General features: G+C 62.1%; 12 protein-coding genes. 9 read left to right on the top strand and 3 right to left on the bottom strand.

The window, feature by feature from the left end; genetic code table 11:
- Positions 1-365 precede the first annotated feature (365 nt).
- Positions 366-1,172, top strand: coding sequence for a helix-turn-helix transcriptional regulator (locus tag B5G12_RS10725; RefSeq protein ID WP_087232024.1), 807 nt, complete (start codon positions 366-368; stop codon positions 1,170-1,172).
- Positions 1,173-1,256: 84 nt separating this feature from the next.
- Here the strand turns inward: B5G12_RS10725 and B5G12_RS10720 are convergent, their stop codons facing one another.
- Positions 1,257-3,668 (bottom strand): glycoside hydrolase family 94 protein, encoded by a 2,412-nt coding sequence (locus B5G12_RS10720; protein WP_087324896.1) that lies wholly within the window; start codon positions 3,666-3,668, stop codon positions 1,257-1,259.
- Between the two features lie 46 nt (positions 3,669-3,714).
- Entirely contained in the window at positions 3,715-6,417 is a 2,703-nt protein-coding gene (locus tag B5G12_RS10715; RefSeq protein ID WP_087324895.1) for a GH36-type glycosyl hydrolase domain-containing protein, read from the bottom strand.
- A 255-nt stretch (positions 6,418-6,672) separates the two neighbouring features.
- Between B5G12_RS10715 and B5G12_RS10710 the strand changes: the two genes are divergently transcribed.
- From B5G12_RS10710 to B5G12_RS10695, 4 genes are all read left to right on the top strand, one after another.
- Positions 6,673-8,082, top strand: a complete 1,410-nt coding sequence (locus B5G12_RS10710; protein WP_087324894.1) for a twin-arginine translocation signal domain-containing protein — start codon at positions 6,673-6,675, stop codon at positions 8,080-8,082.
- Positions 8,083-8,149: 67 nt separating this feature from the next.
- Complete coding sequence (locus B5G12_RS10705) at positions 8,150-9,106, top strand: carbohydrate ABC transporter permease (protein WP_087324893.1); 957 nt, start codon at positions 8,150-8,152, stop codon at positions 9,104-9,106.
- Positions 9,103-9,948 (top strand): carbohydrate ABC transporter permease, encoded by an 846-nt coding sequence (locus B5G12_RS10700; protein WP_087232009.1) that lies wholly within the window; start codon positions 9,103-9,105, stop codon positions 9,946-9,948. The genes B5G12_RS10705 and B5G12_RS10700 overlap by 4 nt, the downstream gene beginning before the upstream one ends.
- Before the next feature lie 106 nt (positions 9,949-10,054).
- Positions 10,055-12,487 (top strand): glycoside hydrolase family 3 protein, encoded by a 2,433-nt coding sequence (locus B5G12_RS10695; protein ID WP_087324892.1) that lies wholly within the window; start codon positions 10,055-10,057, stop codon positions 12,485-12,487.
- 82 nt (positions 12,488-12,569) lie between these two features.
- On the opposite strand, the gene B5G12_RS10690 is transcribed toward B5G12_RS10695, so the two are convergent.
- Positions 12,570-14,822, bottom strand: a complete 2,253-nt coding sequence (locus B5G12_RS10690) for a carbohydrate binding domain-containing protein (protein ID WP_242956013.1) — start codon at positions 14,820-14,822, stop codon at positions 12,570-12,572.
- 413 nt (positions 14,823-15,235) lie between these two features.
- Between B5G12_RS10690 and B5G12_RS10685 the strand changes: the two genes are divergently transcribed.
- The 4 genes from B5G12_RS10685 (at position 15,236) to B5G12_RS10670 (ending at position 20,994) form a co-directional block, all read left to right on the top strand.
- Positions 15,236-17,080, top strand: coding sequence for a sensor histidine kinase (locus tag B5G12_RS10685; protein ID WP_087324890.1), 1,845 nt, complete (start codon positions 15,236-15,238; stop codon positions 17,078-17,080).
- On the top strand, positions 17,055-18,548 hold the full coding sequence (locus B5G12_RS10680) for a helix-turn-helix domain-containing protein (RefSeq protein WP_087324889.1): 1,494 nt from the start codon (positions 17,055-17,057) through the stop codon (positions 18,546-18,548). Before B5G12_RS10685 ends, B5G12_RS10680 begins: the two co-directional genes overlap by 26 nt.
- 152 nt (positions 18,549-18,700) lie before the next feature.
- Positions 18,701-20,041, top strand: coding sequence for an ABC transporter substrate-binding protein (locus B5G12_RS10675; RefSeq protein ID WP_087324888.1), 1,341 nt, complete (start codon positions 18,701-18,703; stop codon positions 20,039-20,041).
- Between the two features lie 62 nt (positions 20,042-20,103).
- Positions 20,104-20,994, top strand: a complete 891-nt coding sequence (locus tag B5G12_RS10670; protein WP_087324887.1) for a carbohydrate ABC transporter permease — start codon at positions 20,104-20,106, stop codon at positions 20,992-20,994.
- The last annotated feature ends 1 nt before the right edge of the window (position 20,995 follow it).

Genomic DNA, 20,995 nt, shown 5'->3' with positions numbered 1-20,995 from the left:
CCAAAACAGGTTCAAAGGAAGGTCCTTTCCTTTGTGTGCCTATCATAACATACCCCCCCCGGTGTCAAGACCCAATTTTCAATTTTTCCATTTTTTCTTTATTTTCTTTAGTTTGAAATCTCTAACTTCGGACGCCGGGGGCTTTCTTGGCAGGCGGGCCTTTCCTGTGCGGCCGGGGTGCCGGGGCAGAGAAAACGGATGCTCCCTGTTTTGTTTCGGCCCTTGAGAAAATGCCTCCGGTGTGTTATTATAATTAAGTGGTGGCTCGCCAGAAACGGCATCTGTACGTTTGTACAGTCCCAACATAAACAACACTTGTATGTTACTTTCCTTGAACGGGATCGACTGCAGAAGGGAGCGTATCTATGAGTTACAAAGACGAATGGCTTGTGATCGAAGCCAACGATGACATGGACGAAACAGAGCACCGCGAACCCAGCGAAGAATTCTTGTTTTACCGTGCCGTAGCCAACGGTGAAGTGGACGCAGTGCGCAAGAACTGTGAGCAGGACCGCTTCATGGATCTGGACGGGGTGGGGGTCCTGTCCAAAGACCCGGTCATGAATTTGAAGTATCATTTTGTTGTCACCACCGCCATGGTGACCCGTATGTGCCGGCAGTATGGCATGGAGCTGGAACAGGCCTTCCGGATGAGCGATTTCTACATCCAGAAACTGGACGACATCCGCACGGTGGATGAGATCAAGCACCTGCACGACGAGATGGTGATGGATTACGCCGAGAAGATGCGCCGCTACCACCACAACAACACCAACTCCAAGCACATCAACGCCTGCAAGGAGTATATCTATTCCCACATCAAAGAGCGGATCACCATCGAGGACCTGGCCGATGTGCTGGGCGTTTCGGCCAGCTATCTGTCCCGCCTGTTCAAAAAGGAGACCGGCATCTCGGTCAGCGCCTATATCCGCAACCGCAAGATCGATATGGCCAAGAATCTGCTGCGGTTCAGCAACGACTCGATGATCGAGATCGCCAACCGGCTGTCTTTCTCGTCCCAAAGCCACTTCATCCAGCAGTTCCGCGAGGTGGTGGGGATGACCCCCAAAAAGTACCGGGACACCTACTATATGATGGAGTGGAACGCCGAACCGTCACGGGGCCGCCGGAGCCGCCGGGCTGCGTCCGCCCCCACAGACCAGCCAAACTGAGATCCGCATAAAAGGAACGCCGCGAAAGCGCAGCCCCAAAGAGGGCGTGCCTTCGCGGCGTTCCTTTTATTGTGCAGACAGATATTAGAGGACAAGCACGATTTGATTTTCTTCCTGCAGCGCATCTGCGGGGATGTAGCTGCTGGAATAGGCGGTGCCATTGACCGTCATGCTGCGGAAACCGGATTCCCGATGGTCCGGGTTCTCCACCCGGATGTGCAGCTTCTTGCCGCGGAAATCCTTGTCCATGGCAAAGCCGTCCCACTCGGCGGGGATGGCCGGGGCCAGACGGAGACCGTCCAGGTCGGGCCGCAGGCCCAGGATGCCCTCCACGCAGCCCACCATGACGGTGGACGCGGTGCCGGTCAGCCAGTGGACCTGCGAGCGGCCAAAGTGTTTGCTGGCCGGGCCCTCGGTGAACTGGCCGTAGCAGTAGGGTTCCAGATGGCGGATCTCGGCCCGGTCGTTCTGGGCGGCGGGGGCATTCTCGGTAAAGTAGCCGAACGCGCGCCGGCCATGGCCGCAGAGGGCCTCCGCCAGGATCAGCCAGCCCTGGGACTGGGAGAAGATGCCGGCGTTCTCTTTGGTGCCGGGGTTGTAGATGACCGCCAGGGCGCCGTCAAAGGCGTGGGCATGGTACGGCGGGTCCATCAGGACGGCACCGTAGGCGGTATTCAGACGCTGGCTGACCCCGTCCATCACCGTCTCACGCTGGCCGGCGGTGGCAAGGCCGCTGATGACGGCCCAGCTCTGGGGGTTGAGCCAGAAGTTTGCTTCGGGGTCGCCGGCCGCGCCGATCCGCTCCCCTGTCTCGGTGTAGCCGCGGATGAAGCGGTCGCCGTCCCAGCAGAGGTCCTGGATCTTGCTCTCGTATTCGGCCAGCTTCCCATCCAGCCACTGGACGTCCGCTTCGGCCCCGCGATGGGTCGCAAACTGACGCAGGATCCGCATGGCATAGTAGAACTGCAGGGCCACGAAGGTGGACTCGCCGTTGGCGCCCAGACGCAGGCAGTCGTTCCAGTCGGCGTACAGGCCGGCAGGCAGGCCGTGGGGGCCCAGGTGATCCAGCGAGAACTGCACGGCGCGCTTCAGGTGCTCATAGACCGTGCCCTCGGACCGGTTGGCAAAGGGGATCACCTCATCCAGGAAAGCGGTGTTGCCGGTCTCGGCCACATATTTGTACACCGTGGGGAACAGCCACAGGGCGTCGTCGGCGCGGTAGGCGGGGTGGCCGGTCTCCTTGACATAGGAGGCGTCGTCCGGGGTATCCTCGTGGCCGGGGTTGTGGGTGAACTTGACCAGGGGGAGCCCGCCGCCGTTGTCCACCTGGGCGGACAGCATGAAGCGGATCTTCTCGCAGGCCATTTCGGGCTCCAGATGGATGATGCCCTGGATATCCTGCACGGTATCCCGGTAGCCGTAGCCGTTGCGCAGGCCGCAGTAGATGAGGGACGCAGCCCGGGACCACACAAACGTGATGAAGCAGTTGTAGGCGTTCCAGGTGTTCAGCATGGTGTTGAAGGCCGGGTCGGGGGTCTGGACCTGCAGATGGCTGAACCGGCCATACCACTCCGCCTTCAAAGCCTCGATCTCACGGGCAGCCGCGGCGGCGGGGTCGGCATAGTCCTGCAGGATCTCGGCCGCCTCGGCCGAGGGCTTCATCCCCAGCACGAACGCCACCGTCTTCTGCTCACCGGGGGCCAGCTCCACCACGCAGGACAGGGCGCCGCAGCTGTTCTCGTTGTAGCTGTCGGTGTTGCCCAGGTCCCCGGCAGCGACGCCGGCGGGGTCGCCGTAGTCGTGGTAGGGTCCGAGAAAGACCGACTTGTCCCCGCAGTAGGAGGACACCGGCGCGCCGGCCAGACCAAAGAAGCGCTCGGTCACCGTCTTGTCATCCACATCCTCCCCCTGCGCCAGGGCGTCCAGATTGCCATGGATCTGCTGGGTGACGCGGTTGCCCTCGAACAGGGTGCGGCTGATAAAGAGGGAGTATTGCAGGTTGACCTGGTCCTGCTCGTAGTTGCTGTGGTTGGTGAACTCGGCGTAGCCGGTCAGGGTCAGGCTGCGGGGGCGGTCCGACTCGTTGGCCACCGTCAGGGCCCAGACCTCATAGGCCTTGCCCTGGGGCACATAGTAGGCCGCCTCCGAGCGGATGCCGGCATAGCTGGCCTTCATTTTGGTGTAGCCCATGCCGTGGCGGCACTCGCTCCGGTAGACGTCCACCGGCTTTGCCACCGGCTGCCAGGAAGCCGACCAGTAGTCGCCGCTGGCGTTGTCCCGCAGATAGAGGTAGCGGCCGGGGCGGTCGAACTGGTTGAACACATAGCGCAGGATGCGCCCGTTTGCGCCCGAGCGGGCAAAGCTGTACCCGCCTGCGTTGTTGGAAATGATGGCGCCATATTCCGGCGAGCCCAGATAGTTGACCCAGGGGGCCGGGGTATCGGGGCGGTCGATCACATATTCACGGGCGGCATCGTCAAAGTATCCGTATCTCATAAAATCGTTTCCTTTTTTTGATCTATCTGTTCCCTGCCTGCTTCGTTCAGCAGAGCGTCACCGTGATACGGTGTTCCGGCGCAGCCGGCAGTGCTTCCACCATGGCCCGGGAGATCAGAAGGCTGCTCGAGCTGCCTGCACACAGCTCTGCGCCGTCACACGCCGCAGCCCCGATCCGGTAGCTGCCATAATCCAGCCTCTCCGGGTTTTCATAGCAGACCGTCAGCCTGCGTCCTGCAAAGGTAACGCTGACCATGGCGCGGCCCTTTTCGTCGAACTGGCCGGCGGTCAGCTTGGGCTCCAGCAGCAGATCCCCGGCTTCGCCGCGCACGCCAAAGGCCTGGGTGATCATGGTCATCATGTACCAGCTGGCCGCGCCGGTGAGGTAGTGGTACATCCCCCGGCCGTCGGCGCGGAAGTATTCGGGGATGCCCGGGTAGATGCGGCTGGTGTCGAAATCCAGCGCGGTATCCGCCAGGCTCTTCAGGGCCTTCCAGCCCTCCTGCACGAAGCCCCGGCGGTAAAGCGCGTTGGCGTACATCACAGCCATGTGGGAGAAGACCGCGCCGTTCTCCTTTTCACCATAGGCAAAGCCGAACATCCGTCCCAGATCGAACTTCAGTTCGTGGAAATCAGTATTCAGCCGGTAGCCGCCGATCTCCCTGCGATAGAGATAGCGGTCTGCGCTCCGGGTGATCTGGCCGACCTGCGCGTCGGTGGCCACGCCGCCCATGATGGCAAACACCTGCCCTGTCAGCATCATGCGCACGCCGGTGGGGAAGATGCCTTCCACCGCCCGGCCATGGTCATCGTAGTAGCTGTTGTACCAGCCCTGGCCGTCGCCCGCGTCGATCCACTCATGGCCCTGCAGCCATGCGGTCAGCCAGCTGGCCTTCTTTTCCAGGCTGGCGGCCAGATCTTCCAGCCGGACTTCCACCTGCCGGCCGCTGATGGTGTGGCTGCACGCGCCGGCGTACTGCTCCAGCACCCGGTGCTTGGCCTCCACCTGGTCCAGCACCTCGGGCTGGTCGTTCAGCAGCACCAGAGCCTCCTCCAGGATGCGGGCGCTGGCGGCTCCGGTGCTGCGCTGCAGCAGGCGGATCATCCCCGCCAGCTCCCGCAGGTTGCCGGCATAGGCGCAGGTGAAGGCGACGCTCTCACCATGCGCGGCGGCCATATCCAGCGCATCGTTCCAGTCTGCGCCCCGCAGGCGGTAGATGTTGTGCCGGCCCACCTCATAAAATGCGGCCAGCTGCTGGATGAGCAGATGCTCCAGGATGGTGCCTGCATACACCTCCCCGCCGGCCGTGCGCTGCCAGCAGCCCTGCTCGGGCCGGTGTTCGGGATCGATCCGGGTGCCCCGCATGGCCTGTGCGTCCTTGAAATAGGGGGCCTGCCGGTTCAGGATGGCCACGTCGCCGGTCTGGTCTATGTACAGCTTGACGGTCATCTGGGGCCACAGGGCGTGGTCCATCCAGACACGGGCAATGCCGTTGCGGTCTGCGATGAAATTGCCGTCCCCGTCCCCGATGATGGTGGCGTTGGTGCCGTCGATCCGCACGCCGCCGAAGTTCTTCTCGATCATCCGGCCGACCCCGCCGGGGTCCATCAGCAGCAGGGAGAGGCAGTCCTGCCAAAGATCGCGCCATCCCCGGCCGCCCCGGCCATAGTCGTGGTGCGGGAGGAAGGAGCAGCCGAACAGCCGCCGCAGGAAGGGCTGGAAGCAGACCCACCGCATCAGGCAGTCAAAATCCGCGTCGCCGGTGGCAAAGCGGACGTTCACCTTCTCCAGCCAGTCGGCCCGGGTGCTCTCCAGCGCGTCCAGGGCCTTTTCCTGTCCGCCGTACTTTTCCCAGACGGCGGCAATATCCGCCTCGCTGTCCTCTACGCCCAGCAGCAGGACATATTCCGCCTTCTGGCCGGGCGCCAGGGTGACGGCCGGGAAGCGGAATGCGCCCATGGCCTCACGGCCTTCCGCCGTGCAGCCGGCCGCAGCGCCGGGGCGCCCTTCCAGGACGGCCCGGGGATGCAGGTAGGTCCCGCCTTCCCCCAAAAAGTCCTCCACGGTGGGGTAAAAGCCCTCCGGCTTCTGCCCGTCGGGGCCGCAGCCCCACACATAATAGATCTTGTGGTTGGGCCGGTGCCCGCGCTCATCAAAGGACATGGTGGGCCGCACCATCACGCCGTTGTCCCCGGTCCAGATGCGGTGCAGCATCGAGGTGACGTTGCGGTGGTCCCGGATGTTGTCCGCGCTGCGGCCATAGAGGGGGATGGCCGCGGTGGGGGTCACCCGGCGGGGCTGGTCCGACCGGTTGTGCACACAGACCAGCATGATCTCCACACGGTCCCGCCGGGGGCAGAAGGTGGTGACTGCTGTGTGCAGCCCCATGTCCTTCCAGTCCCGCTCCAGGGTGTGCCACATCAGGCCGGCGGTCACCGCGCTGTCGTCCTGGGCGGGCGTGAAGCGGGCGGCCTCCTGCCCGGCCGAGGCCCCTGCCGCCGAAAAGACTTCGCCTTCCGGCCCTGCCAGCCAGAAATTGCGCACCGAGCGGTTATTGTGCAGGTTCTCCGCGCTGACCGGCTCCAGCAGGAACGTCTCCTGATCCAGCTTGGCGTCGCCGCCCAGATTGGGGGTGACAGAGCTCTTCATCCCGGTCTCCGAGGCAAGCGGGAAGTACAGATAACTGACATTTTCGGGCTTGCTGAGGGTGAAGCTGCCGTCCCCGTCCACAAAGTGCAGATGGTTCAATGATACCTCTCCTTTCCATTGCAGTATGTTTACCCATATTATATAGGATCCGGACGCAGCCCAAAATCAAAACCATGCGCAAAAGTGTCAGAATCATGACGCATTTTACTCTTATGTCCAAAAGCTTGTCAAGGATTTGATATTTTTTATGGAATTGTTATATATTCAGCCGGAAATATTCCGTTATAATACAGTTACAAGACGGGGCTCCCACAAAAAAGCCCCCACTGCACGACCAAAGAGGAGGTACATACTATGAACGCAAGCAAAATCAGCCGCCGCTCTTTCCTGAAGGGCGTGGGCGCTGTGGGCACCACCAGTTTGCTGGCCGCCTGCGGCGGCGGTGATTCCACCGCCACATCCGGCGCTGCATCCGGCGCCGGCGCCACGGCCGAGGGCAAGGTCATCAACATCTACAGCTGGAACGACGAGTTCCGCACCCGTCTGGAAGCCGTTTATCCCGAAGTGGAGAGCACCTCGGACGACGGCACCGTGACCACCCTGAAGGACGGCACTGAGATCCACTGGATCATCAACCCCAACCAGGACGGCGTCTATCAGCAGAAGCTGGACGAGGCCCTGCTGAACCAGGCAAGCGCTGCCGCCGACGACAAGGTGGACATCTTCCTGTCCGAGACCGACTACGTCTTTAAGTATACCGACGCCGCTGCCGACGTGGCCATGCCCCTGACCGACCTGGGCATCGACCCCGACACCGACCTGGCCGACCAGTATCCCTTTACCAAGACCACCGCTTCGGACGCCAACGGCGTGCAGCGCGGTTCCACCTGGCAGTGCTGCCCCGGCCTGCTGGTCTACCGCCGCGACATCGCTCTGGACACCTTCGGCACCGACGATCCCGTGGCCATCGGCGAGAAGGTCAAGGACTGGGATACCTTCCGCGCCACCGCCGAGGAACTGAAGGCCAAGGGCTACTATGCACTGGCCTCCTACGCCGACACCTTCCGCTTGTACGGCAACAGCATCAGCCAGCCCTGGGGCGTTGAGGGCTCCGGCACCATCACCGTGGACGCCCAGATCATGAAGTGGGTCACCGACTCCAAGGAGTGGCTGGACGCCGGCTACCTGAACAAGACCGTCAAGGGCCAGTTCAACGACGACTGGAACAAGTCGATGGGCTCCGCCTCCAAGGTGTTCGCTTTCCTGATGCCGGCCTGGGGCATCGACTTCACCCTGGCCCCCAACTGGGACGGCCCCGAGGGTTCCTGGGCTGTCACCAATCCCCCGCAGGAGTACAACTGGGGCGGTTCCTACATCCACGCCTGCCAGGGCACCGATAACCCCGAGCACGTGCGGGACATCATCCTGGCCCTGACCGCCGACAAGGACAACCTGATCAAGATCTCCAAGGATTACCTCGACTTCACCAACACCGTGAGCGGCATGGAAGAAGCCGCCAGCGACGATTCCTTCGCCTCTGCCTTCCTGGGCGGCCAGAATGCCTACGAGTACTTCTCTCCCGTGGCCCAGAACATCGTCATGGCTCCCCTGTCCTCCTATGACCAGGGCTGCGTCGAGCTGATCCAGAACGCCTTCAGCGATTACTTCCAGGGCAACGTTGACTTCGACCGTGCCAAGGAGAACTTCGAGACCTCCATCATGGAGCGCTACCCCGACATCACCACGGTCCAGTGGCCCGACTGACCGGCAGCGCCATCCATCCCGGCCTGAAACCCCATGCCGGTTTTTCCAGAGAAAGGAACGGTGAGTTATGAAGCAACCAAAACGCAAGCACCTGAGTTATGCAAAGTGGGGATACATTTTTATCATCCCGTTCTTTCTGTGCTTTTTCATTTTTTCTCTGATCCCGCTGGTGGATACCATCCGCTACAGCTTTTATGAGTATTACCGCTCCGGCATCAAAGAGATCGGCCCCAACTTCATCGGGCTGCAGAACTACAAGAGCCTCTTTGAGTCCGACCTGCTCAAGTACGCGGGCAACACCCTGCTGCTGTGGCTGATCGGCTTCATCCCCCAGATCGTCATCGCACTGCTGCTGGCCAACTGGTTCACCGATATGCGGCTCCAGATCCGCGGCAAGCAGTTTTTCAAGGTGGTCATCTACCTGCCCAACCTGATCATGGCTTCGGCCTTCGCCATGCTGTTCTTCGCCCTGTTCTCCAACAGCGGCCCCATCAACTCGATCTTGATGTCGATGGGCATCACCAAGGAGCCCATCGACTTCATGGGCACGGCGTTTGGCACCCGCAGCCTGGTGGGCCTGATGAACTTCCTGATGTGGTTCGGCAACACCACCATCATGCTGATGGCCGCCATCATGGGCATCAGCCCCGAGATCTTTGAGGCTGCCGAGCTGGACGGCTGCACCAGCGTCAAACGCTTCTTCCGCATCACGCTGCCCCTCATCCGGCCCATCCTGGCCTACACCCTGATCACCTCGATCATCGGCGGCCTGCAGATGTTCGACGTGCCTCAGATCCTGACCAACGGTCAGGGCAGCCCCGACCGTACCTCGATGACCCTGATCATGTTCCTGAACAACCACCTCAAGAGCCGCAACTACGGCATGGCCGGCGCTCTCTCGGTGTTCCTGTTCATCGTCAGCGGCATCCTGTGCTTCATCGTCTACCGTATGACCAACGGCAAGGATGACACTGCGGCCAAGCCTGCCCATACGGCGAAAAAGAAAGGAGGCGCAGAGGTATGAAAAACAGACGCGTCAAAATGGGCGAGACCATCCTTGCCTATGTCGTGCTGGCGATCCTGTCGTTCCTGTGCCTGTTCTTCTTTTACATCCTGATCATCAACTCCACGCGTTCCCACGCCGACCTGCAGAAGGGCTTCTCCTGGCTGCCGGGCAACTACTTCTTTGAAAACCTCAAGAACGTGGCCAACGACGGCAGCTTCCCCATGTTCAAGGGCATCCTCAACAGTCTGATCGTTTCCTCGGCGTCGGCGGCACTGTGCACCTACTTCTCGGCTCTGACAGCCTACGGCCTCTACGCCTACAACTTCAAGCTGAAGAAGTTCGCCTTCACCTTCATCATGGGCATCCTGGTCATGCCCACCCAAGTCACCGCCATGGGCTTTCTGCGGCTGATCACCAACATGGGCCTGTACGATACCCTGTGGCCTCTGATCATCCCGTCCATCGCATCCCCCTCCATCTTCTACTTCATGTACAGCTACCTGAAGTCCTCCTTGCCGCTGTCCCTGGTGGAAGCGGCCCGCATCGATGGTTCGGGCGAGTTCCACACCTTCAACCGCATCGTGCTTCCCATCATGAAACCCGCCATCGCGGTGCAGGCCATCTTCAGCTTCGTCGGTTCGTGGAACAACTACTTCGTTCCCGCCCTGATCATCCAGTCCAAGGATAAGATGACGGTGCCCATCCTGATCGCCACGCTGCGCGGCGCGGACTACATGAACTTTGACATGGGCAAGATCTACATGATGATCATGGTGGCCATCGTGCCGATCATCCTCGTTTATCTCCTCCTCTCCAAGTACATCATTGCCGGCATCACGCTGGGCGGTGTAAAGGAATAAGCATTTATCTTTCTCCTTCTTCTACATCACAAACGTTCGGGAAAAGCCGCCATGGTCCAAGCTATGGCGGCTTTTTCTCGGCGGAAGAACACAAACGGAGGTCATTATGACACACGCACGCACATACAGCGGCACCCTCATCCAGGAGCCTTCCCTGCGGGAGCAGGAACACGGCCGTCTGGCCCGCCGGGCCGCCGCAGAAGGCATCGTCCTGCTGAAAAACACGGGCACCCTGCCTCTGGATCTCTCGGCCCCGGTGGCGCTGTTCGGCGCCGGCGCCAGCCGGACGGTCAAGGGCGGGATCGGCTCGGGCGACGTCAACAACCGCTCCAACGTCTCCATCTACCAGGGCTTGAAGGGCGCAGGGCTGCGCCTGACAAGCGAGGGCTGGATCGAGGACTACGAGGCCCGCTATCATGCGGCCCGCGCCGCCTGGAAACAGAAGGTGCTGGAGGCGGCCAAACAGGTGGACAATCCCTTTGACGCCTATTCGGCCAACCCCTTTGTCCTGCCCCAGGGCCGGCCCATCATGCCCCAGGACGTGCAGGGCGCGGCAGCCGTGGTCTATGTCCTGAGCCGGATCGCGGGCGAGGGCAAGGACCGCCGCCTGGAAAAAGGCGACTACTATCTCAGCGACAGCGAGTGGAACGACCTGCGCACCCTGGACCGTCTGGGCCTGCCCATCGTCCTGCTGCTCAACGCCGGCGGCCCCGTGGAGCTGACCGACCTGCTGGACGTGGCGGTCCACATCGAGGCGGTGCTGCAGCTGTCCCAGCTGGGCCAGGAAGGGGGCCATGCCGTGGCAGACGTACTGCTGGGCAAGACCACGCCGGAAGGCAAGCTGACTGCCACCTGGGCCCGGCGCTACACCGACTATCCCTGCGCCGAGCGTTTCAGCTACCTGGACGGCGACCTGGAAAAGGCCGTCTACCAGGAGGGGATCTATGTAGGCTACCGCTACTTTGACAGCTTTGGGGTGCAGCCCCTGTTCCCCTTCGGCTACGGGCTGTCCTACACCAACTTTTCGCTGCGCTTTGCGGGCCTGCGCGTGGGATCGGACGCCATCGAGGTGGACGTGGAGACCGAAAACGCAGGCATCTGCTTCTCCGGCCGGGAAGTGGTGCAGGTCTACATCTCCTGCCCCCAGAACGGCGGCGCCAAGGAACTGCGCCGGCTGGCAGGCTTTGCCAAGACCCGCCTCCTGGCCCCCGAGGAGCGCCAGACCCTGACCATCCGCATCCCCCAAAAACAGCTGGCCACCTTTGCCCCGCAAAAGCAGGGCTGGGTGGTGGAGCAGGGCCTCTATGGCGTCTGGGTGGGCAACAGCAGCGCCTCGGTGACCCTCTGCGCCCAGATCCGCGTGGACACCGAAACCCTCATCGAGCGGACCCATCCCATCTGCCCCCTGGACCATTCGCTGGATGAGCTAGGCGCCGCAGACGCCGCCCAAAAGGAAGCGTCCCACCCCGCAGAGCTGCCGGTCTACGGCTTCTGCCCCCAGCCCCAGAGCCTCCCCGAGCGTCCCGCGGCGCCCCTGGCCGAGGGCCCTGTGGAGGAGCTGATCCCCCTGCTGTACGGCAACATCACCAAGGGGACCAGCACCCTGGGTTCGGCCGGCGTCCGGGTGCCCGGCTCGGCCGGCGAGAGCACCGAGGAGCTGGAGGCCAGCCACGGCGTGCCCTCCCTGATCATGGCGGACGGCCCTGCCGGCCTCCGCCTGCGCCAGAGCTACCAGGTGGACCGCGCCTCGGGCCGGGTCTACGGCGTCGGGGTGCTGGGCTCGCTGGAAAACGGCTATCTGGAGACCCCGCCGCAGCACGACAATGCCGACACCTACTATCAGTTCTGCACGGCCTTCCCGGTGGGCACCGCCCTGGCACAGACCTGGGACACCGTCCTCATGGAGGAATTTGGCCGGGCGATCGCCCGCGAGATGGAGGAGTTCGGGGTGGACCTGTGGCTGGCCCCGGGCATGAACATCCAGCGCAACCCCCTGTGCGGACGCAACTTTGAGTACTACGCAGAGGACCCCTTCCTGTCCGGCACACTGGCAGCCGCCGTGACCTGCGGCGTCCAGCAGAGCGGCCGGTGCGGGGTGACCATCAAGCACTTTGCCTGCAACAACCAGGAGGACAACCGGATGGGCGTGGATGTCCAGATCAGCCAGCGGGCCCTCCGGGAGATCTACCTGCGCGGCTTTGAGATCGCCGTCAAGACCGCCGCCCCCGCAGCCATCATGTCCTCCTACAACCGGATCAACGGGGTCTACGCCTCCAACAGCCGCGACCTGTGCACCGTGCTGGCCCGGCAGGAATGGGGCTTCGACGGGGTGATCATGTCGGACTGGAACACCACCGTCCCCGACGACGGCAGCACCCCCTGGAAATGCGCCGCAGCCGGCAACGACATCATCATGCCCGGCAACCCCGACGACGATGCCGACATCCGCAGCGCCTACGCCGACGGCAGCCTGTCCGAAGAGGACATCCGCACCTGCGCCGGCCGCGTGATGGCGCTGGCCAAAAAGCTGAGAGGCTGATCTTCTCCGGCTCAAGTCCTAACCATTCAAAATGCCCCCGGCCTTGCGGCCGGGGGCATTTTGTGTATGTGTGCTTTTAGGATCAGAGGGCGGGGGCCTCGATCTTTTCGAGCAGGATGTTGTCGATGCAGATGCGGTGCTGCTGGCTGATCTGTTCCCCGGCCACGGCGCCCATCGAGATGCTCAGCACGGCTTTCAGGTCGGTGGGATAGGCCATCTGGAACGTGACCGAATAGGTCTGGTAGTCTGCACCCAGCTGGACGATCTTTTCGCCGGAATAGGGCGTCCAGTTGTCATCGGCGGAGCCGTCGCGCTGGATGGCGAACATCAGTTTGCGGTCCAGGTTGGACTTTGCCTGGAAGGACAGCCGATACCACTGCCCCTCCTCCAGCTCCACATTGCTCTGCTTGAGCTGGATCTTCCAGGCCTCGTCGCCGGTGTTGCGGATGGTGATGTCGGCGGCGTTGTCCTCGTTCAGGCTGTCCACCACATAGCTGACATCGGAAGTGGTATAGGCGTACAGCTCATACCCTGCAAAGCCGGCGTTGAAGCTGCCGTTCTTGATCAGAGTGTCCTCCTCGATCCGCACGTTGTCGATGTAGTAGACGCCGGGCTCACGGATGATGAAGGCGATGTCGTTGCAGGCGGGCTCCTTGGCCAGCGAGAGCTTGTACTCATAGGCCGTCTCGCTGCCGTTCATCTCCGCCTTGAAGCTGCGGCCCGCGGCCTGAACGGTGATGTTCTTGCCTGCGGCGCCCTCCGCGTCAAAGCTGAGCGCATAATCCCCTGCCGTCAGGGCCAGGTCTTTCTGATAGACCACCACGGGGTTGAGGATGGAGGTGAAGGGACCGGCCTCGATCCGCAGCCGGCGGACATTGTTGTCGTTGGTGACGGTGACCTGCGAGCTGCCCAGCTCCCAGACGCTCCAGTAGCCAAGGCGCTTTTCGCCCTCCTGGAATTTGCCGTTGTAGACATAGTTGCCGTCTGCCAGCACCGTCTTTTCCTGCCGGCTCATGTCCTCCTGGCCCACCTTCTTGACGCTGACATTGGCGATGGTGACGCCGGCGGCAGAGCCGGCCGCGCCGAGGTTGAACTCCAGACGGCCATTGGCGTCGTCATCCGCCTCCATGGTGAAGGTGTAGGTATAGGTCTGCCTTTCGGGGGACAGGGCGACAGTGGTATCCTCCAGGTAGCGCTGGTAGGAGCGGTCGGGGGCCGACACGCCCACCTTCATGGTGCGGGGAGCGTCCGCCCATCCGTCAAAGCTGACCTGATAGACGCCGCCCTGTTTCAGGGGCAGGCCGGGCTGCACCAGCTGGACGCTGTAATCCACGGTGCCCTCGTCGGTCGTGACGATCCGCATGGTGTTGTTCTGGATGGCTGCCTGGGCCTGCCCGCCCAGGGTGGTCAGGAAGATCCAGCCGGACTCGTCCGCCAGGTCCTCGGCCTGGGCGAAGTCGCCGTTGACGATGTAGTTCCCGTTGGCGTCGGGATCGCGCAGGACCACCACCTTCTCGGGACGCTCCACATCCTCATCGTAGCTGTCCTTCTGATAGACGCGGACGTAATCGATGTACATGGCCGCCTGGGCAATGTTGGTCGTCTCGTCCGGGCTGCCGGGCCAGTTGCCGCCCACGGCCAGGTTGAGGATGATGTAGAAGGGCTGATCAAAGGGGGCGGGATAGGTGATCTCGCCCTGCCCTTCGGTGGCCGAATACCAGTCGTTGGCGGTGTGGATCAGGTTGCCGTCCACATACCAGTTGATGCGGCCCGGCTCCCACTCCACCGCAAAGTTGTGGTACTCGCTGGAGAAGCTGCCGGAAGGCAGCACATAGCTGCCCTGCTGCTCGCTGTGGGGGTTGCCATAGTGGACGGTGCCGTAGGACTTGGTGGTGTCGTTGCCCAGCACCTCCATGATGTCGATCTCACCGCAGCGGGGCCACTGGCCGTACAGGTTCTCGTCGGTGGGCATCATCCAGAAAGCGGGCAGGAAACCCTGGCCTTCCGGCACCTTGACCCGGGCCTCGAACAGGCCGTACTTGAAATCATGCTTGTTCTGGGTGTTGACGCGGCCCGACGTATAGGACACCGTGCCGTCGGCATTTTTGATCTCCACCGGCTTGATGACCAGGCTGCCGTCCTGTAGGTAGATGTTCTCCGGCGAGTCCACATAGGCCTGCAGCTCGTTGTTCACCCAGCCGGGATCGTGCAGTTCCACATTCCAGTCCTCCCGGTTGAGGGTGGTGCCGTCGAACTCGTCCTGCCAGCGCAGGGTGTACCCCTCGTAAGACAGGCTGTTTTCTGCCTCGGGGGCAGTGTTGATGGGCTGCTGCATTTCAGCTTGGACCTCCTTGTTTTGGGCGGACACCGGACCGGCCGCCAGAGCCGGCGCCCCAGCGCCGCACATTCCTGTTGCCATTACAGCCGCCATGGCAGCTGCCAGTAACCTTCGTATTCTCATGACCATGCCTCCTTTTTTGGTCTGCTTGAACAGTTCTCTGCTATTCCGGCGCATTTCTGTTCAATTTGTACAATTTATTTTAACAAAATGGAGGACAGTTTTTATACCAAAATTGTGCAGATTCTGTCGTATTCTTGTTCTCATCGGAAAAGCCGTCTTTCCGGCAAGCGCCGCGCCCCTGCAAACCGGCCCGTTTTTTGTTTGGCAGCGCTTGCGAAGCAGCCCGCAAAACCTTATAATCAAAGCGTACGCAGAACCTGTCATACAAGTGGAGAGGTGGAACGCATATGACCGGCCAGAAAAAGCAGGCGGTGCTCAAGCGGTTTTATTTTCGTAATTTCACCATCATGGTCGTCATCCCGCTGCTGGTGGTGTTTATAGGGGCGTTCAGCGTCGTGAGCTACCTGATCCGGCAGACGGCGGTGGAAACCATCGACGCCTTCCAGGACAGCGTAGTCTCCGCCCTGGAAAACGATATCCGCACCGCTTCCCTGCAGCTGTCCCACTTCGTATACACCAACGACGGCGAGTTCCCCGCCATGGCGGCCCAGGTGCATCAGGCGGCCAATGCGGACCAGTATTTCACCTACAGCCAGCAGCTGGACCAGGCGTTCCACACCGCCGTGGTCCCGTCCCAGGACATCCTCAGCGGGATGTTCTATATGAAGGACGGCGGCAGCGTCTATATGGCCGACAAGATCATCCTGCCGGTCGATGCGGTGCAGGCTTCCGGCTGGTACGCCCGGGCGCGCCGGGATCCCAACCAGGTCCAGATCGGCGGCTACGACACCAACCGCGTCCGCCTGACCTACACCGGCCAGCGGCGCAATGTCCTGATCCTGGTGGCGGCGATGGCCCTGGACACCTCCTCGGACAAAAGCGGGCAGATCGACCTGCTGGCCTTCTTCACCTCCACCCAGGCGGGGGATGTGATCCGCAGGGCGCGGGGCCGGGAGGAGCTGGGCCGGACCGTCCTGCTGGACGAGAACGGCCAGGTCCTCTATGGCGATTTCGGCAGTCAGGCGCTGCAGGAATACTTTGCCGCGCACACCGGGATGTTTTCCGCCGACAGCCAGCTCCACCGCGCGCCGCTGCGGGAAAACGGCGGGTCCGCCCTCTTTCTGTTCCGCTCCCGGCCCATCCCCGACACAGGCTGGACCCTGGTCACCTTCATCGAGGAGGCACAGCTGACCCGGGGGTTCCGGCAGGTGGGCAGCGCCCTGGTGCTGGTGGTGGCGGGGCTGCTGGGGCTGTTCTATCTGTTCTCCCGCCGGTTTTTGAACGCCATCGTCGCCCCCATCCAGACGGTGGCCCAGGGGATGCGCCAGCTGGTCAACAACGACCTGGACATCCAGGTGGAGCCCAGCGGCCACGAGGAGATCCGCGACCTGATGGAATCCTTCAACCAGATGGTCCTGAGCCTGAAAAATATGCTGGCCATCAACGAGGAAGCCCACCGGCGCAAGCACGCCGCCGAGATGCAGGCGCTGCAAAGCCAGATCAACCCCCATTTTATCGTCAACACCCTCAACTCGATCCGGTTCATGGCCCAGGTGTCGGGGCACGACGGCATCCGCAGGATGGCCGCCGCCCTCATCAGCATCGTGTCCTGCTCTTTCCGCAGCAACGTCAGCCCCTATACCGTGCGGGAGGAGCTGGAAGTGCTGGACAGCTATGTCTATCTGATGCAGATCCGTTACAGCGAGGGGTTCGAGGTCCACTACCAGATCCAGCCGGAGTGCGAGGGCTACCTGCTGCCCCGGCTGATCCTGCAGCCGCTGGTGGAAAACGCCATCACCCACGGCCTGACCGAGATGGATGAGGAGCTGGGCCAGGTCTGGATCTCGGTCTACTGCGAGGGAGACAGCCTCTGCCTGGAGGTGCGGGACAACGGCCAGGGGATGACGCCCGAACAGATCGAGCAGATCCTGCGGGGACGTCCCCGCACCAAAGAGGACAACACCAGCATCGGACTGGAAAACGTCCTGGCCCGCATCCGGCTGTATTACGGGCCGCTGGCCAAAATGGAAGTGGAGAGCCAGCCCAACGTTTCGACCTGCGTGCGGCTGCGGCTGCCGCTGAACCGCTGCGAAAAGGAGGAAGCACATGATCCGGACACTGATCGTGGATGACGACGCCCTGGTCCGCGCCAACCTGTCCTCCCTGCTGGACTGGGAGAGCTGCGGCTACCACATCGTACACGACTGCATCAACGGGCTGCAGGCCCTGGACTACCTGCGCCTGCACGACGTGGACCTGCTGATCACCGACATCAAGATGCCGGGCATCGGGGGCCTGCAGCTGCTGGAACAGCTGCGGGCCAGCGCGCGGCTGCCGGTATCGGTGGTGCTGTCGGGCTACGACGAATTCGAGCTGGTGCGGGACGCCTTCCGCCTGGGGGCCTACGATTACCTGCTGAAAGCCAACCTGAACGAACACACCCTCCGCCGCCTGCTGGACGACCTGCGGGACAAGGTGTTCCATGAGGCGGCGGCCCCGGGGACCGGCCGGAAGGAGGAGCTTTCCCTCCCGCCAGGGCAGTACATCGCGGCGGCCTTCTCGGTGCAGAACTTCGCCCAGGTGGCCCAGCGCTACGGGGGCGACCTGCGGGAGCGGATGCAGCGGCCCATGCTGGAGCTGGCCCGCCAGATCCCGCGGGTCAGTGCCCGGGCAGCCATCCGGGCGGTGGACCCCTCCTACTATGAGCTGTATTACCAGGCGGCCGACCCCTTCCGGGCCGAAAGCGGGATGGATCTGGCGGTCCGCCAGATCTGCCGGGTCTGGAAAGATATGATGAACCTGGAGGTCTCGGTGGGGATCAGCGGGGTGATCCCCCACACCCAGATCCCCGAGGCGGCGCGCCAGTGCGGGCAGCTGTGCCGCCTGGCTGCCCTGCGCGGCCCGGGAGCGGTGTGCGGCAGCCTGCGCTATGGTTCGCTGGCCCACCGGTGCGAGCAGGAGGCTGCGGCCTGCGCCGGCCTGGTGGAAGCGGTCTGCGGCGGCGGCCGGGACGCCCAGCGCCAGACCTCCCTCTGGTTCGTGGACCTGCGCCGGCAGGAGGGCGAGGCCCACACCGCCCGGTGCGCCGCTTTGCTTCTGGGCCTGGAGCAGAAGCTGCAGCTTTCCGGGCAAAGTCTGGCCGCGGTCCTGCCCGAGCGGCAGGATCTGCTGGACACCCTTCTGGAGATGGATTCTTCCAACGACCGGGAGCTGTGGCTCCAGGGCATCCTGCGGCGGGTGCAGTCCGCCTGCGCCGCGGCATCCCACCAGGAGGCAGACCCCATGGCCCGGGCCAGGGTCTTTATCCAGGACAACCTGATCAACCCGGAGCTCACCCTCAAGACGGTGGCCGACCATGTGGGCTTCAACGAAAAGTATTTCAGCTCCCGCTTTGCCAAAGAATACGGCTGTACCTTCATCAGCTATCTGAACGCTTTGCGGATCGAGCGGGCCAGCCAGCTGCTGCTCCAGACGGATATGAAGATCTATGAGGTGTGCGAAGCGTCCGGCTACCACAATGTTGAGCACTTTAACCAGGTTTTCAAGAAAAAGATGGGCACAACGCCCAAGCTCTACCGCCAAAGCAAGAAAAACACCTGAAAAAATCTCAAGAAATCAAACGCTTCCTTCTGTTTTCCCGACCCCCGGAACGGTATACTTTTGATAGAAAAAGGGACGGCGAAAACCTGTACACGCCGCCGTCCGCTGACTGTGAAAACGCATCCACTTTGGTACATGGGGAGGAAATCATCATGAAAAAGATCTCACGCCGTTCGTTCCTGCAGGCTGCCGGTGCGGCCGCCGCAGCCATGGGCCTGGCCGCTTGCGGCGGTTCGGGCAGCAGCACCGCCGCTTCGGGCGCGGCCGGCAGCGCCGGAGCCAGCCTCTCGGGCGAGCTGGTCTTTACCATCTGGGACAACAACCTGATGAACTACATCGACGAAAACGACATGGTGGGCAAGTTCCAGGAGAAGTATCCTGACGCCGAGATCGAAGTGGAAAAGATCAAGGACGACACCGAGTACTGGAACGCCATGAAGATGCGCGCCTCGGCCAACCAGCTGCCCGACGTCATGTTCAACAAGCCCTTCACCCTGGCCCGCTTCAAGGACTATCTGCTGGATCTGAGCGACACCGAAGCCGCCAAAAACAACAGCCTGGCCGAGGGCTATGCCGTGGACGGCAAGATCCTGGGCGTGCCCATGACCGCCGGCTACGAATACGTGTACTACTGGAAGGACCTGTTCCAGGAGGCCGGCGTGGAAGTGCCCACCACCTGGCCCGCGCTGCAGGAAGCAGCCAGCGCCCTGCAGGCACACTTCGGCGCATCCGACCCGGACTTCATGGCCATCGCCATGGGCGCCAAAGACGAGTGGCCCGACTATCCCTTCATGGAGTTCATGCCCTCGCTCATCAACGGCAACGGCCAGAACTGGAACGACATGGCCGCCCAGGACGCCCCCTTTGCCGACGGCACCGACATCAACGTCGCCTACCACCGCATTTATGACCTGTTCACCAGCGGCGTCTTTGGCAAGGATCCCCTGGGCCTGAGCAAAGACCAGGCCACCACCCTGTTCACCCAGAAGCGGGCCGCCATCACGGCTCTGGGCGACTGGGGCCTGCAGGACATCATGAACGGCGCCGAGAACGTGGACCAGCTGGGCACCTTCTACCTGCCCGTCCGGATGACCGAGGACGAGCCTTTCCGCTACATCGTCCAGGGCGACAGCTTTATGGGCGTGACCACCCACTCCAAGAACCCCGAGCTGGCCAAAGCCTTTGTGGAATGGTTCTACAGCGAGGACTGGTACCCCGGCTACCTCGCCTACATCACCAGCGCTTCCTCCATGACCAACTTCCCCAAAGAGAAAGACCCCATCCAGGCTGAGTCCGACACCGCCCAGCCCGATGCCGAGATGGTCCTGTACGGCGGCGCCGGCGATGACTTCACCGCCATCCAGAACGAGATCGCCTTCGACTACAAGAAACTGGGCGCCCAGATGTTCACCGAAGGGTTCGACCTGGACGCCACCCTGGCCGACCTGGACGCCAAGTGGGCAGCGGCCCGCGCCAAGTTGGGCATCCAGTAACCGCTCATTCGTCCGAGGGGCCGCTGCAAAGCGGCTCCTTTTCTTGAAAAGGAGGGTCTTTCATGCATACGCTTGCCAAACAGCGGCGCATTTTTATCCTGATCTCGCTGGCGGTGCCGGTGCTTCTGCTGGTGGGGTTCGTCGTTTTCCCGGCCGTGGATCTGTTCCGGATGAGCTTCACCGACTGGGACGGCCTGTCGCCCACCAGCAACTTCATCTGGTTTGAAAACTACATCGATATGTTCCACAACCCCGACCTGTGGCAGAGCCTGCGCAACAACGCCGTCTATTTCTTTGCCCACCTTCTGATGATCCCGGTGGAGCTGGCCTTCGCCGTCCTGCTCAACTCCAAACTGCGGGGCGCCAAATTTTACAAGACCATGGTCTTTATGCCCTATATCATCAACGGCGTGGCCATTTCCTATGCCTTCTCCTATTTCTTCTCCCCCATCAACGGCGCGTTCGACTCCATCCTGGAAGCGCTCAAGCTGGGGATGCTGAGCCAGAGCTGGCTGTCCGACCCCAAGATCGTCAATTTTGTGCTGGCTTTCGTCTCTCTGTGGCGCTACTCGGGCTACCACATCGTGCTGTTTCTGGCGGCGCTGCAGTCGGTCTCCAGGGACATCCAGGAGGCGGCCATCATCGACGGCGCCAACACCTGGCAGATGTTCCGCTACATCCAGATCCCTTCCATCATGCTGATGGTGGACTTTGTCCTGTTTGACAACATCCGCGGCGCGCTGCAGGTGTTCGATATCCCCTTCGTCATGACCTCGGGCGGCCCGGGCTACGCCTCCAGCACCTTCACCCTCTACACCATCAAGACCGCCTTTACCTTCTCCGACTTCGGCCTGGCTTCCACCATGGCGGTGGCCATCATGGTCCTGATCATCGTGATCTATGTGGTGCAGAACAAGATCATCCACGGCGTGATCTTAAAGGAGGACAAGTAAT

Origin of the sequence: Faecalibacterium sp. An58, from assembly GCF_002161515.1 — a bacterium.
Taxonomy (GTDB): domain Bacteria; phylum Bacillota; class Clostridia; order Oscillospirales; family Ruminococcaceae; genus Faecalibacterium; species Faecalibacterium avium.
This window is presented reverse-complemented; position numbering and strand designations above follow the sequence as displayed.

Coding starts and splice junctions, on each gene's coding strand:
- B5G12_RS10725 (WP_087232024.1), top strand. CDS start 366: ATGAGTTACAAAGACGAATGGCTTGTGATCGAAGCCAACGATGACATG.
- B5G12_RS10720 (WP_087324896.1), bottom strand. CDS start 3,668: ATGAGATACGGATACTTTGACGATGCCGCCCGTGAATATGTGATCGAC.
- B5G12_RS10710 (WP_087324894.1), top strand. CDS start 6,673: ATGAACGCAAGCAAAATCAGCCGCCGCTCTTTCCTGAAGGGCGTGGGC.
- B5G12_RS10705 (WP_087324893.1), top strand. CDS start 8,150: ATGAAGCAACCAAAACGCAAGCACCTGAGTTATGCAAAGTGGGGATAC.
- B5G12_RS10700 (WP_087232009.1), top strand. CDS start 9,103: ATGAAAAACAGACGCGTCAAAATGGGCGAGACCATCCTTGCCTATGTC.
- B5G12_RS10695 (WP_087324892.1), top strand. CDS start 10,055: ATGACACACGCACGCACATACAGCGGCACCCTCATCCAGGAGCCTTCC.
- B5G12_RS10690 (WP_242956013.1), bottom strand. CDS start 14,822: ATGCAGCAGCCCATCAACACTGCCCCCGAGGCAGAAAACAGCCTGTCT.
- B5G12_RS10685 (WP_087324890.1), top strand. CDS start 15,236: ATGACCGGCCAGAAAAAGCAGGCGGTGCTCAAGCGGTTTTATTTTCGT.
- B5G12_RS10680 (WP_087324889.1), top strand. CDS start 17,055: ATGATCCGGACACTGATCGTGGATGACGACGCCCTGGTCCGCGCCAAC.
- B5G12_RS10675 (WP_087324888.1), top strand. CDS start 18,701: ATGAAAAAGATCTCACGCCGTTCGTTCCTGCAGGCTGCCGGTGCGGCC.
- B5G12_RS10670 (WP_087324887.1), top strand. CDS start 20,104: ATGCATACGCTTGCCAAACAGCGGCGCATTTTTATCCTGATCTCGCTG.